This window comes from Microbacterium sp. (assembly GCF_046295495.1).
Classification (GTDB): domain Bacteria; phylum Actinomycetota; class Actinomycetes; order Actinomycetales; family Microbacteriaceae; genus Microbacterium.
On record NZ_JBKBNC010000059.1, the window covers coordinates 1 to 12,936 of the forward strand.

Consider the following 12,936-nt stretch of genomic DNA (forward strand, 5'->3'; position numbering starts at 1 on the left):
GGGCGGGCGAGCGGGCGGGCGGGCGGGCGGGCGGGCGGGCGGGCGGGCGAGCGGGCGGGCGAGCGAGCGGGCGCGCGGGACTCAGGACGTGAACTGCACCACGGTGTCCCCGGCGAGCTTGACGATGAGGATCGACAGCGTCACGAGGAACACGATCCGCACGAAGCCGCTACCCCGGCGCGTGGCCATGTGCGCGCCGATGAAGCCGCCGGTGACGTTCATCGCGGCCATGGCGAGGCCCAGGGCGAGCAGGATCTCGCCGTGCACGCCGTAGACCGCGAGGGCGGCGAGGTTCGTGGTGAGGTTGGCGATCTTGGCGTTGACGCTCGCCTGGAGGAAGCCGTAGCCGAGCACCGCGACGATGAGGATGACGAAGAACGATCCGGTCCCCGGCCCCAGGATGCCGTCGTAGAAGCCCACGAGCAGGCCGATCGCGCCCGCCCGCCAGGCGATCGCCGTGGGCCGCTGGTGCCGTGGCTCGTGGTGCAGGCCCATCGTGGGCTGGAACAGCGTGTAGAGCGCGACCGCCACGACGGCCACGAGCACCACCGGCGTCAGCACCTCGCGCGGCACGGAGCGGGACAGGGCGGCTCCGACCGTGGAGCCCGCGTAGGCGCCGGCCACCAGCGGGAGCAGCAGCACCAGCTGCACCCTGATCTTGCGCAGGTACACCCCGCTGGCCGAGAGCGTGCCGAAGAACGACGACAGCTTGTTGGTGCCGAGGATGAAGGGGGTCGCGACGTCTTTCGGCACGGCGATGACCAGCGCGGGCAGCTGGATGAGTCCGCCGCCGCCGACCACAGCGTCGACCCAGCCGGCGACGCCCGCCGCCACGAGGAGCAGGATGAGAGCGGCCACCGAGACGGGGAGCCACTCGGCGATCACCGGTCCATCGAGCACGGTTGATTCTCGCCGCTGGTGACGGTCGCGCCAAATGCGCGGGTGACACGCCGTCGCCCTCGGCGCACCCCGGCTTCCCGGGGGAGGCGCGGGCGACCGGGTCAGTCGATGTCGCGGCGCCAGGTGGTGAACAGGCCGATCACGAGCAGCACGACGGCGTAGGCGAGCAGCACGAGTCCGCCCGCCCACCACTCGAGGGCGTCACCGGAGCCCCCGGTGCCCATGGCGCCGAAGATGGTCTGCCCCACCAGCGCGTCGCTCGCGGCGCTGGGGAACCACCTGACCACGTCGCCGAAGCCCTCGACGACGCCGCCGAGCGTGCGGATGATCGGCTCGATGAACAGCGTCACGGCCAGCACGATGACGATGGCCGCCACCTGATTGCGCACGACCGTGCCGACGCCGATGCCCACCACCGCCCACAGGGCGAAGGCGAGCAGCATCCGACCGACGAGGACCCACGTGTCGCCCGAGCCGAGGGCGGTGTCGATGCCGAAGACGCTCAGCACGCCCGCGCCCGCGGCCACCGCCGCGAGCGAGCCCAGGATGCCGTAGAGCACGCCGACCAGGATGCCGACGGCGAACTTGCCCACGAGCACCACGCCGCGGCGCGGGGTCGACAGGAACGTCGGGGTCAGCGTCTTGTGGCGAAACTCGGTGGTGACCATGAGCGTGCCGATGAGCAGCGGGAAGACGTAGCCCACGGCCGAGGCGGAGCTGTAGACGAGGGCGGGCACGCCCTCCGCCGACAGTGCGGGCCCGGTGGCGCCGGTGAGCTCGCCCGAGGCGACCCCGCCGAAGACGAACGCGAGCAGACCGGCGGTGAAGCCGACGTAGACGACGAGCACGATGCCGAGCACCCACCACCCGGCGGTGGTGAACTGCTTGGTGTACTCGGAGCGGGTGGCGGCCAGGAGCGTCATCGCGAGACCTCCTCGGGGGCGGGCGAGGGGACGATGTCGATGACCCCGGTCGAGGCGACCGCGTAGGAGGGGCGGGCCGCGTCGGCGGGGGAGGCCGCCTCGGGGGCGGCGGCGCGTCGCGCGGACGGCTCGGCGGGGGCGACGACCGCGACCAGAGCGGTCGACGGGCGGGGGTCCTCGGATGCGGGGGTCTCGGGCGCACCGGGGCCGGCGGCTGTCGTGTCGGTGCCGACGGGGGCCGCGGTCGCGGCATCGGGAACCGTCACCGCTGCGGCGGGCGTCTCGGCATCCGCCGCCGTCCCGGCCGCCGGCACGGCATCCGGGACCGCTCCCGCGCTGGCGTGCACGCGCACGCCGCGGACGAGCTCGAGGAAGATGTCCTCGAGGCTCGCGCCCTTGCTCTGCAGATTCGACAGGGCGATGCCGGCCCCGGCGGCGAGGGCGCCGATCTCGACCGGCTCGTGGTGGCGGATCGTGAAGCCGTTGCGCAGCAACTGGTACGCGATGCCGCGGTCGTCCAGCAGGCGTGAGAGCGCGGCGCGGTCGGGGGAGTCGACGACGGTGGCGTACTCGTCGGGGTCGGCGAGGTCTTCGACGCCGCCCTGGAACACCAGGCGACCGCGCGAGATGATCAGCAGCGCGTCGACCGTCTGCTGCACCTCGGCGAGCAGGTGCGAAGAGATGAGCACCGTGCGCCCCTCTTCGGCGAGGTGGCGCAGCAGCGAGCGCATCCAGCGGATGCCCTCGGGGTCGAGGCCGTTGCTGGGCTCGTCGAGCACGAGCACGCCCGGGTCGCCGAGGAGCGCCGTGGCCAGGCCCAGGCGCTGGCGCATACCGAGCGAGAAGCCGCCGACGCGGCGACCGGCGACGTCGGCGAGGCCGACCAGGCCGAGCACCTCGTCGACGCGCGTGGCGGGCAGGGACGCGGCGCGGGCGTAGACCTTGAGGTGGTTGGCGGCCGAGCGGCCGGGGTGGAAGCTGGAGGCTTCGAGGGCGGCGCCGACCGTCTGAAGGGGCGAGTCGAGGTCGGCGAACGCCCTGCCGCCGATGGTGGCGGTGCCCGAGGTGGGGCGAACCAGGCCGAGCAGCATGCGCAGCGACGTGGTCTTGCCGGCGCCGTTGGGGCCGAGGAATCCGGTGACCTGGCCGGGCTCGATGCGGGCGGTGAGGTCGTCGACCGCCGAGACCGCTCCGAAGCGTTTGGTGAGTCCGGCGAGCTCCAACACCTGTCCGTCGGGCATTCGGCACCTCTCGTTCAGTGGGCGTTGGGACCATCTTCCCCGATCCGGGGCCGAAAACCCATCCGGGGGCGTGTGTAACGTGGCAGCGTGCACGCACAGCGAACCGGTGACGACAGCGTCCTCGTGGGGGGTCGTCGCGGCCTCGGCCGTCTCACGCTCAATCGGCCCCGCGCGATCAACGCGCTCGACCTCGACATGATCCGGGCGCTGAACGTGACCCTCGACCGCTGGGAGCGCGACACCGACATCGACGTGGTGCTGCTCGACGGTGCCGGCGACCGCGGGTTCTGCGCCGGCGGAGACGTGCGCGCCCTGCACGAGATGGTCGTCGGCGGTCGCGTCGACGAGGTGCACGCCTTCTTCCGCGAGGAGTACGCGCTCGACCACCGCATCGCCACCTCCCGCAGGCCCGTGATCGCGATCGCCGACGGCGTGTGCATGGGCGGGGGCATCGGCCTGGCCGGTCACGCCGCGATCCGCATCGTCACGGAGCGGTCCCGGCTCGCCATGCCCGAGACGCGCATCGGATTCACCCCCGATGTCGGCGGGTCGTGGCTGCTGGCCCGCGCGCCGGGTCGCCTCGGCGAGTACCTCGCCCTGACGGGCGGGACGATGGATGCCGCCGACGCGCTGTACGCGGGATTCGCCGACCACATGGTGCCCACCGTCCACCTCGAGGCGCTGTACGAGGCGCTCGAGAACCGCGCCGACCCCTCGAGCCCGACCGAGCTCGTGTTGCTGTTCGACGAGAGCCCGGAGCCGTCCCGTCTCGAGACCGCGCGGGAGTGGATCGACGACGCCTTCGCCGCCGACGACGTGCCGGCCATCATCGAGAGGCTGCGTGCGCGGCCCGAGGCGGAGGCGCGCGAGGCCGCGGAGCTGCTCGCCGGCTCAGCGCCCACGGCGCTCGCGGTGACGCTCGAGGCCGTGCGGCGGGCGCGGACCCTGCCTTCTCTGCGCGCGGCGCTCGCGCAGGAGTACGGGCTCGTGCTGTGGTTCGCCTTCACGCAGCCCGATCTCGTCGAGGGCATCCGCGCGCAGGTCGTGGACAAGGACCGGTCGCCCCGCTGGTCGCCCGCGCGGCTGAACGACCTCCCCGCCGATCGCGTCGCGCAGGCCTTCGCGTACGAGCCGGAGCCGGCGCTGTGGTGAGGTCCCCGCGTCGTCGGCGCCCTCCGCTCGGAAACCCGCCCCGGTCATGACCCCGCCGCGGCGCCGCTGGTCGTTCGGTCGAGCCCTCGACGGGTTCTTCTTCGTCTTCGCCGGTCTCGCCGCGATCTGGCTCGCGTACCTCAGCCTGACGGAGTCGTTCTCGCTCGGGTGGGCCGGGGTGCTCATGGCGGTGGTCTTCTGGGTGCTGCTGGCCTACCTCGTGCTGCCGCGATTGCACCGCATCCTCACCGCGATCTACGTGCCCGACTACTTCATGGGGCGCACCCGCACCTCGGACGGGCTGCTGGGCGACCCCGTCAACCTCGCGTTCCAGGGCGAGCGCGAGGCGATCGAGACCGTGATGGCGCAGGCCGGCTGGATCCCCGCCGACCCGGTCGACCTGCGTTCGTCGTGGCGGATCATCTCGTCGACCCTCCGTCGGCGCAGCTATCCCCGGGCGCCCGTCAGCCCGCTCTTCCTCTTCGGGCGGATGCAGGACCTGGCCTACCAGCAGGAGGTGGCCGGCTCCCCCGCCCAACGCCACCACGTGCGGTTGTGGCGCTGCCCCGACGGGTGGCTCCTGCCGGGCGGGCGCCGAGTCGACTGGCTCGCCGCGGGCACCTTCGACCGCGCGGTGGGCCTGTCGCTGTTCACGCTGCAGGTGACGCACCGCATCGACGCCGACACCGACATCGAGCGCGACCACATCGTGCACAGCGTCAGCGGTGTGCCGGGTGTCGCCGTCGACGTCATCCGCGACTTCTCCACCGGCTACCACTCGCGCAACGGCGGCGGCGACAGCATCACCACCGACGGCGACCTCCCGATCGTCGACGTGCACGACGTGCGCGGAGTGCGGAACGTGCGGGGCGGGACGGGCGCGCCCGAGGGGCCGGGGGCGCCGGCAACGCCGCGGCTCGACGGGGGACGGGCGGCGACGACGTGAGCGGGCAACGGCATCCGCGCAAACGCGTGGCGTTCGAGCCGCCGCTCGACCCGGCGGCCGCCGACCCCCGGATGCGGCGACCGTCGGCGACCGTCGCCGGGGCGGTGCTCGTGCTGCTGCGGGCCCTCGCGGGCGCGCTGTGGGCCGTGAGCGTGGCGTTCTCGCTCCCGCCGTGGCTGCAGCAGGTCGCGGGGGCGGCGAGCGGCGATGCGAGCGTCTCCGACGACCCCTCGCTCGCGGAGTTCGCCGATCTGGGCATCGGGACCGCGGTGTTCCTGAGCGTCTTGGGCCTCGTCTGCGTGGTGCAGGTGGTGCTCGGCATCCGGATCCTGTTCGGCGGCAACCTCGCCCGCGTGATCGTCATGCTCATCTCGGTGGCGTCGATCAGTGCGAGCTTCGTGGGCTGGTGGGAGTTCGGGCTCGAGATCACGGTCCGCACGACCCTGCTCACGCTGAGCCTCGACATCCTCGTGCTGCTGGCCCTGTCGAGTCGTGATGCGGCGGCGTACGCGCGGACGCATCCGCGACGGCGGCGCGCCGCGCGGCTGCGGGCGGATGCCGCGGCCCCGTCGAGCGGTCCGTCGCGCTGACGGGAACCGTTGCCCAGGCCCCCGACGACCCGCCCTCGGGCCGCGCCCAGCCGCCGGGCAGTAGCCTGAGAGACGCCGCGCCCCGCGGCGGATCGGAAGACGCGCGTGTTCGACAGCCCCATGTCGGTTTCGGCATACGAGGTGCTCCGCGTCGCGGCCGACGTCGACGATGAGACGCTGCGCCGCGCCTACCGCGTGCGCCTTCGCGAGACCCACCCCGACACCGGCGGCGATGCCGCGCTGTTCGTGCAGGTGCAGCGCGCCTGGGAACTGGTGGGCACGCGGGAAGCGCGCAGCGCATACGACCGTGGCCGGGGGACCGCGCCCGGCGAGTGGGGCGACGCCACCGCGGCATCCCCGCCCTCCCGACCCGCCGACACCCGCCCCCGCGCGCGCTCGCACGGGCAGCCCGGCGGGTGGCGGCGCGAGCGGTACCTCGGTCTCATCCGCGAGTGGGTGGGGCGCGGGGTCGACCTGCCCGATCCGTACGACCCCGCGCTGGTGCGTTCGGCGCCGCCCGAGATCCGGCACATCCTGGCCGACGCGCTCGCCGAGGAGGAGACGGCGCGGCTCGTGTCCGAACTCGGCATGGGCTACACGGTGTGGCACGACGTGTTCGCCGATCGCGACGGCATCGACCCGGAGCAGAAGGTCGACCACCTCGTGCTCGGCCCGAGCGGGCTCTACGCCCTGCTCAGCGAGGACTTCGGCGGGCCGGTCGGCGTGCGCCGCGGCGAGATCAGCGGGCCGAACGTGATCGGCTCGCCCGTGACGCAGCTCGTGTCGCGCGCGCGGGTGATCGCCCGGGCTGCGGGCGTTCGCTTCAGCGGCGCGATGGTCGTGCTGCCCGACGACGCGATCCTCGACGCGATCACCGAACTCGGCAAGGTGCGCGGCACGCCCGTTGCGCTGGTGGCCCGCAGTGCGCTGACGACCCTGCTGCGGCGCGGGATCACCGGCGCGCGCGAGGTCGGCGGCACCGAACTGTTCGACATCCGCACGCGGCTGCAGCAGCGCGTGCGGCACGTCTGAGCCGGCGTTCGGGCCCTCCGCACGCCGCGCGGCGCGGGAGACCTGCCTAGGGTGGGGTCATGAGTACCGACGAGACCCCGGATGCCTCGGCATCCGACGAGATGAAGCGCAAGTTCAAAGAAGCGCTCGAGAAGAAGAACGGCCAGCACCGGTCGGGCCAGGCTCACCTGGACGGTCACTCCGCGGTGCAGGGCACGCACGGCGCCGTCACCAAGCGCGAGTTCCGCCGCAAGAGCGGCTGACCCCCCCCGACATTCGCGCGAGTCGCCGAGTCGAGTCGCGTCCGGTCCGGTCGACGCGGCACGTTCCGGCGACCCGCGCGGGTGTCACGCGCGGTGCAGGGGGGCCTCGAAGAACTCCAGCTCGCGCGCCATCGAGCGGTCGTAGGCCTTCGACATCGCGGCGCGCGTGGACGGGGATGCCGACCGCGCGGCGGCATCCGCGATCGTCGCCGCCTCGGCCGACGACGCCGCGAACGCCTCGTCGCCGTAGGCGGTGAGCCAGTCGGCGTAGGCGTGGTCGGGGTCGAAGGTCCCGCGCCAGCGCGCCCCGATGTCGGTGTAGAGCACGAAGCACGGCAGGATCGCCGCGACCAGGACCGCGTACGAGCCGGCGGTCGAGGCCGCGTGCAGGTGGTCGGTGTAGGCGAGGGTGGAGGCCGCGGGATCGAGGCCGTCGGGGTCGACGTGCGACTCGTGCAGTGCCGCCTCCTCGGCCAGGCACGACACCGACGCCGCCGCCCAGAACCGCTGCTCCGCGACCGACGGCGCGAGGGCCGCGGCGCGGGCGAGCACCCGTGCGTACGCGCGCAGGTAGAGCAGGTCCTGCCCGAGGTACCACGTGAAGGTGTCGCGGTCGAGGGTGCCCGATGCCAGCCCCCGCACGAACGCGCAGTCGTCGACCCGGGCGCGGATCGAGGCCGTGGCATCCCATCGCCCGGCGCTCCACGACCGGCCGAGGTCGATGTGCGGGCGCAGCTCGTGCAGGTGATCGACGGGACCGTTGCCCCGGCCCACGCGCAGCGCCTCGGCGTTCTCGAGGGCTCCCGTGAGCCAGCTCTTCGCGCGGGTGAGGGCCTCGGGCCACGACAGGCCGTGGGCCGCGAGCGTGGCCATCGCCGACGACAGCGAGCAGCCCGTGCCGTGGGTGTGCCGGGTCGCGACGCGGTGTCCCGCGACCGGGTGCACGCCCGCGCGGTCGACGACGGCGTCGGGGCTCTGCGCGCCGTCGAGGTGTCCGCCCTTGAGCAGCACGGCGGTGTCGGCTCGCGCGGCGAGGGCCTGCGCCTGGGCCACCGCGGCGTCCCAGTTCGTCGCGACCGGCTCGTCCACCAGCACCGCGAGCTCGGGGAGGTTCGGGGTGACGAGGTCGGCCCGCCGGCAGAGCGAGCGCACGGCAGCCTCGGCGTCGGCGTCGAGCAGCCGGTCGCCGCTGGTGGCCACCATCACCGGGTCGAGCACGACGATCGGCGGGTCGACCTCGGCGAGCCAGGCGTCGACGGTCGCGACGACCTCGGCCGAACCGAGCATGCCGATCTTCACGGCGTCGATCTCGACGTCGTCGCTCACCGCGCGCAGCTGCGCGTCGAGGAACGCCGTCGGCGGAACATGGACCTCGCGGACGCCGAGGGTGTTCTGCGCGACGAGCGCGGTGACCACGGCCATGCCGTAGCCGCCGAACGCGGCGATCGACTTCAGGTCGGCCTGCACGCCCGCCCCGCCGGTGGGGTCGGTGCCGGCGATGCTCAGCACGCGGGGACCCGACGGGGCCGCGGCGCTCACGCCCCGGCTCCCCACGCCGCGCGCAGCGCGGCCACGACGGAGCCCGGGTCACCGGCCGCGCAGATCGCCGAGACGACCGCCACCCCCGCGGCGCCCGCCCGGCGCAGCGGCGCGACGTCGCCGACGTCGATCCCGCCGATCGCGACGCAGGGCAGCGACGTGGATGCCGCGAGTGCGGCGAAGCCGTCGACGCCGAGGGGGCTCGGGTGGTCGGGCTTGGTCGCGGTGGCGCGGATGACGCCGACGCCGAGGTAGTCGACGGTGCCGGGCGGCAGGGCGGCGGCCGCGGCGAGGTGCGCGGGGGTGTTCGCGGTCCACCCGACGAGCGCGCCGGGGCCGAGCAGCGCGCGTGCGGCGTCGACCGGCAGGTCGCTCTGGCCGAGGTGGATGCCGTCGACCCGGGCGCCCCGCTCGCGCGCGGCGAGCACGACGTCGAGGCGATCGTCGACCACGAATGCGCAGCGGCCGGCGACGACGTCGGCGAGGTCGAGGGTGCGGGCGAAGAGCTCGGCGCCGGTCGCGGGCTTGTCGCGGAGTTGCACGACGGTGACGCCCGCGGAAACGGCCTGGTCGACGATGTCGCGCAGCCGCGCGAAGGGGACGCGGTGGTCGGTGACGAGGTGGAGCGAGAGGTCGGCGGTCATCGCGTGGCCTCGGTCTGCTCGCCGCGCACGCGGCCCTTCAGGTCGCCGGGGCGCAGCGCGGCCAGCTCGTCGAGGAACGCCACGGCGAACGAGCCCGGTCCCCGGGCCCCGGATGCCGCCCGCTCCGACGCGACGGCCCACACGGCGCTCGCCGCGCTCGCCGCCTCGAACGGCGGGACCACCGCGGCGAAGGCCGCCATCGCGGCGCCCAACGCGCAGCCGCCGCCGGTGACCTTGGTCAGCAACGCGCTTCCCCCGGGCACGCGGGCCGTGCGCTCGGCATCCACGATTAGGTCGACCTCTCCCGAGACGGCCACCGTTCCGCCGGTGCGTGCGGCGAGCGCCCGGGCGGCATCGAGGGCGTCGTCGGCCGCGTCGGTCGCGTCGACGCCGCGCCCGCCGGCGCCGGCTCCGGCCAGGGCGAGGATCTCCGACGCGTTGCCGCGGATGATCGCCGGGCGCGCCTCGAGGAGCTCGTGGGCCAAGGCCGTGCGGATGGGGAGAGCGCCCACGGCCACGGGATCGAGCACCCAGGGCGTGCCGACGCGGACGGCCTCGCGGGCGGCGTCGCGCTGCTCGGCGGTCGGCGTGCCGAGGTTGACCAGCACGCCGCCGGCGATCCCGGCGAAGGTGGCGGCCTCGCCCGGGATGTCGCACATCGCGGGGGCGGCGCCGAGGGCCAGCAAGGCGTTGGCGGTGAAGTTGGTCACCACCGCGTTGGTGATGCACTGGGTGAGAGGAGCTGCGTCGCGCAGGCGCTCCAGCGCCGTGGCGGGGTGGGCTTCCCACGCGGGTGCGGGGGTGGACGGAGACGACGACGTGCGAACGACCATTCGCGACATCCCTTCGCTAGTACGAGCTAGATCAGGTTCAACGGGTGTGTTCTCAGCCCCTCGCGGGCACCCCGTGTCACTGCCGGCGACGCTAGCACGCCCCGCGCGCGGCGCGGCGTGGGGCGGGCGTGGGGCGAGCGTGGGGCGGGCGTCCACCGGTGCGACACAACGCAGGAGACGCCGACCGCGACCCGGCCGGGGTGCGGCGTGTCACCGCGCGGTCGCCGGATCTCCTGCGTCGTGTCGCGTCGCCGGGTCGCGCCCGGTTCGGTCCCGTCTCAGAACCGCGCCGAGAAACCGCCGTCGGCGTGGAGGAGCTGTCCGCTGAGCCAGCGCCCCTCGTCCGACAGCAGGAATGCGGTGATGCCGGCGATGTCGCGGGGGGTGCCGAGCCGGCCGAGAGGGTGGTGTCCGGCGAGGGCGTCGCGGGTCTCGGCATCCATCCATCCGGTGTCGATCGGGCCGGGGTTGACGACGTTGGCCGAGATCCTCCGGGGACCGAGCTCGCGCGCCGCCGAGATGACGATGCGGTCCAACGCCCCCTTCGATGCGCCGTACGGCAGGTTTCCCGTGGTGTGGTCGCTCGTGAAGGCGAGGATCGCCCCTCCGGTCTCGTCCACCTGTCGGGCGAAGGCCGCGATCATCAGCAGGGTCGCGCGGGCATTGACCGCGACGTGGCGGTCGAAGCTCTCGGCGGTGGTGTCGAGGATGCCGGACTCGACGCCGTGGGCGTGGCTGAGGACGAGGGCCTGGATCGGTCCCCGCTCGTTCGAGACACGTTCGATGAGCTCCGTCGGTGCCACGGGGCTCGCGAGATCGCACGGGTAGTCGCCGGAGTCGAGTTCGCTCGTCACGACGTGCCAGCCGTCGGCCTCGAGGCGGGGGACGATCCCCGCGGCGATGCTGTTCGCGCGGGCGGCTCCGGTGACGAGGGCGAGGGGCATGAGAGCAGGCTAGACGTCGGCGCCCGCGCGGCGCGGGAGGGCGGGTGTTCCGGCGGACGCGCCGGTGTCGACGGACGCGGCCGCGTCGCGCTGCGGCGTCGGCGGCGTGCGGTCGGCGACCGGCCCCGGGCTCACTCCGCGCCCAGTGCGGCCCGCACGAGCGCGACCGCCTCGGACGGGGCGACGCCCAGGCGCCGCACCGTGTCGGCATATGCCCGAGCCGCCTGCGCCGCGCGCGTCGACGCCGCATCGCCGCCGCGCACGAGCGTGCCGGCGCGGCCGCGCGTCTCGACGTAGCCCGCCTCCTCGAGTTCCCGGTAGGCCCGGGCGACGGTGTTGGCGGCGAGGTTCAGCTCGGCGGCCAGGGTGCGCACGGGTGGCAGGCGGGTACCGGCGACGAGCGAGCCGTCGTCGATCGCGGCGATGATCTGCGCCCGCACCTGCTCGAAGGGCGGGGTGGGGGAGGAGGAGTCGAGACGGATGTCCATGGTCGTCACTCGTTCAGGCCGAACAGGTCGAGGGGGTGGGTCAGCCGCCACCAGGGGCTCGGCGGCTCGACCTCGCCCGCGAGCCGCACGTCGACGGTGTCCGCGTCGACGGGACCGGTGGCGGTGAGGGCGCCGACGACCTCGCCGGAGTCGCGCGTCTCGCCGAGGTCGAACCGCGTCGAGGTCTGGGCGGCGGCGCCGTTCCACAGCACCACCGAGGCGTCGGCGGCGGTGACGACGTCGACGTCGGCGGTCCACAGGGTCTCGACCTTGCCGACGACGGTGCCGGCCGTCACCGAGGGGCTCGGCTGCAGCTCCTGCTCGAGCCGCGTGTACAGGTCGCGGGTGACCTGGTTGCGGGTGTCGGGGCCGGGCTGTCCGAGCACCGCCGCGTAAGCCCGCACGGTCGCGTCGCCGACGGTGATGTCCTTGGCCGTGAGCAGGTTCCACGCGTCGAGCGTGCCCGTCTTGACACCCACGATGCCCGGGTCCTCCAGCAGCGCGTTGCCGTTGCGGAACGTCCCCGCCCCCGGCAGCGTGAGCTCGGGGGTGCGCACGATCTCGGCGATGACCGGGTTCGCCAGCGCCCGCTCGGCGAGGGCGATCAGCGCGGCGGGCGTGGCGGTGTTGCCGGCCTCGATCCCGGTGGGGTTCACGATCGTGATGCCCTCGATGCCCCGCTCGGCCAGGTAGGCGTTCGCGGCGGCCGAGAACTCGGCATCCGAGGGGAAGAGATCGGATGCCAGTCGCTGGGCGTAGTTGTTGGCGGAGGCGATGAGCATGCCCTGGAGCATCTGCAGCTCGGTCAGGCTGCCGTCGACGGGGACGTCGAGCGAGGACTCGCCGCGCGCGCGGTACTGCCAGTAGTCGGCGCTGTCGGCCTGCGTGAACGCGTACGACGGGCCCTGCTCCCCGGGCGCGAGCGGCAGGCGATCCAGCACCACCAGGGCCGTGACGACCTTGGTGATGCTCGCGATCGACTCCGGGGAGCTCGTCGACGACGACAGCGTGCCCGGGACTCCGTCGATCGCGATCGCGGCTTCGCCCTCGGCGGGCCACGCCGGGTCGGCCGCGGGCGCGGTGGCCGACTGCACCGCCACCGCGCGCACGGTCGGGGACACGGCGTCGAGGGGCCACAGCAACGTCGTCGCCGCGTAGGCCGCCAGCATGAGCACGAGCAGCACCGGCGGCACCACCGTGCCCGGGCGCAGACGCCGACGGCGAGCTCCCGACAGCAGGTCGGCCTGCCGGGCGGTGCCGGCCGACACGACGAACGTCGGCGCCGGTCGCGGGGCGGAGGTGTCGGCCTCGTCGACCCAGGCGAGAGCGCCTCCGGCGGCGGGAGCGGATGCCGGGGCGGCGGGAGCGGATGCCGGGGCGGCGGAAGCGGATGCCGGGGCGTCGGGCGCCGGGCCGGGCGCGGCGGCGGGGTGCGGTGCGGGCTCGGGCTGCGGTGCGGGCT

14 protein-coding genes and 1 riboswitch are annotated in these 12,936 nt (G+C 74.3%); of the genes, 5 read left to right on the plus strand and 9 right to left on the minus strand.

Features of this window, described 5'->3' with window-relative positions; all coding sequences use genetic code 11:
* Positions 1-81: 81 nt before the first annotated feature.
* The 3 genes from ACK4LS_RS13800 to ACK4LS_RS13810 form a co-directional block, all read right to left on the minus strand.
* Positions 82-900 (minus strand): sulfite exporter TauE/SafE family protein, encoded by an 819-nt coding sequence (locus tag ACK4LS_RS13800; protein ID WP_409718358.1) that lies wholly within the window; start codon positions 898-900, stop codon positions 82-84.
* Positions 901-1,001: 101 nt separating this feature from the next.
* Positions 1,002-1,823 (minus strand): ABC transporter permease, encoded by an 822-nt coding sequence (locus ACK4LS_RS13805; RefSeq protein WP_409718361.1) that lies wholly within the window; start codon positions 1,821-1,823, stop codon positions 1,002-1,004.
* A complete protein-coding gene (locus ACK4LS_RS13810) occupies positions 1,820-3,064 on the minus strand; it encodes an ABC transporter ATP-binding protein (RefSeq protein WP_409718364.1) in 1,245 nt (414 codons plus the stop codon). The genes ACK4LS_RS13805 and ACK4LS_RS13810 overlap by 4 nt, the downstream gene beginning before the upstream one ends.
* A gap of 87 nt (positions 3,065-3,151) precedes the next feature.
* Between ACK4LS_RS13810 and ACK4LS_RS13815 the strand changes: the two genes are divergently transcribed.
* The 5 genes from ACK4LS_RS13815 (at position 3,152) to ACK4LS_RS13835 (ending at position 7,026) form a co-directional block, all read left to right on the plus strand.
* Entirely contained in the window at positions 3,152-4,216 is a 1,065-nt protein-coding gene (locus ACK4LS_RS13815; RefSeq protein ID WP_409718367.1) for an enoyl-CoA hydratase/isomerase family protein, read from the plus strand.
* A 46-nt stretch (positions 4,217-4,262) separates the two neighbouring features.
* Entirely contained in the window at positions 4,263-5,162 is a 900-nt protein-coding gene (locus ACK4LS_RS13820) for an LssY C-terminal domain-containing protein (RefSeq protein ID WP_409718370.1), read from the plus strand.
* The gene (locus ACK4LS_RS13825) at positions 5,159-5,752 is read left to right on the plus strand and encodes a hypothetical protein (RefSeq protein ID WP_409718373.1); all 594 of its coding nucleotides are present in this window, start codon (positions 5,159-5,161) and stop codon (positions 5,750-5,752) included. The genes ACK4LS_RS13820 and ACK4LS_RS13825 overlap by 4 nt, the downstream gene beginning before the upstream one ends.
* Positions 5,753-5,857: 105 nt before the next feature.
* Positions 5,858-6,784: a DnaJ domain-containing protein gene (locus tag ACK4LS_RS13830; protein WP_409718376.1), complete on the plus strand. Its 927-nt coding sequence runs from the start codon at positions 5,858-5,860 to the stop codon at positions 6,782-6,784.
* A 59-nt stretch (positions 6,785-6,843) separates the two neighbouring features.
* Positions 6,844-7,026, plus strand: a complete 183-nt coding sequence (locus ACK4LS_RS13835) for a DUF5302 domain-containing protein (RefSeq protein ID WP_409718380.1) — start codon at positions 6,844-6,846, stop codon at positions 7,024-7,026.
* Positions 7,027-7,110: 84 nt separating this feature from the next.
* On the opposite strand, the gene thiD is transcribed toward ACK4LS_RS13835, so the two are convergent.
* The 6 genes from thiD to ACK4LS_RS13865 all read right to left on the minus strand — a co-directional run.
* Positions 7,111-8,565, minus strand: a complete 1,455-nt coding sequence (gene thiD, locus ACK4LS_RS13840; protein ID WP_409718383.1) for a bifunctional hydroxymethylpyrimidine kinase/phosphomethylpyrimidine kinase — start codon at positions 8,563-8,565, stop codon at positions 7,111-7,113.
* Entirely contained in the window at positions 8,562-9,209 is a 648-nt protein-coding gene (thiE, locus tag ACK4LS_RS13845) for a thiamine phosphate synthase (protein WP_409718386.1), read from the minus strand. Before thiE ends, thiD begins: the two co-directional genes overlap by 4 nt.
* On the minus strand, positions 9,206-10,042 hold the full coding sequence (gene thiM / locus ACK4LS_RS13850; protein WP_409718389.1) for a hydroxyethylthiazole kinase: 837 nt from the start codon (positions 10,040-10,042) through the stop codon (positions 9,206-9,208). Before thiM ends, thiE begins: the two co-directional genes overlap by 4 nt.
* A riboswitch (TPP riboswitch) is annotated at positions 10,034-10,126 on the minus strand. It overlaps the preceding gene by 9 nt.
* Before the next feature lie 194 nt (positions 10,127-10,320).
* Entirely contained in the window at positions 10,321-10,986 is a 666-nt protein-coding gene (locus tag ACK4LS_RS13855) for an SDR family oxidoreductase (RefSeq protein ID WP_409718392.1), read from the minus strand.
* A gap of 131 nt (positions 10,987-11,117) precedes the next feature.
* Positions 11,118-11,474, minus strand: a complete 357-nt coding sequence (locus ACK4LS_RS13860) for a GntR family transcriptional regulator (protein WP_409718395.1) — start codon at positions 11,472-11,474, stop codon at positions 11,118-11,120.
* A 5-nt stretch (positions 11,475-11,479) separates the two neighbouring features.
* The coding region (locus ACK4LS_RS13865; protein ID WP_409718398.1) for a D-alanyl-D-alanine carboxypeptidase family protein at positions 11,480-12,936 on the minus strand (1,457 nt) is incomplete at its 5' end.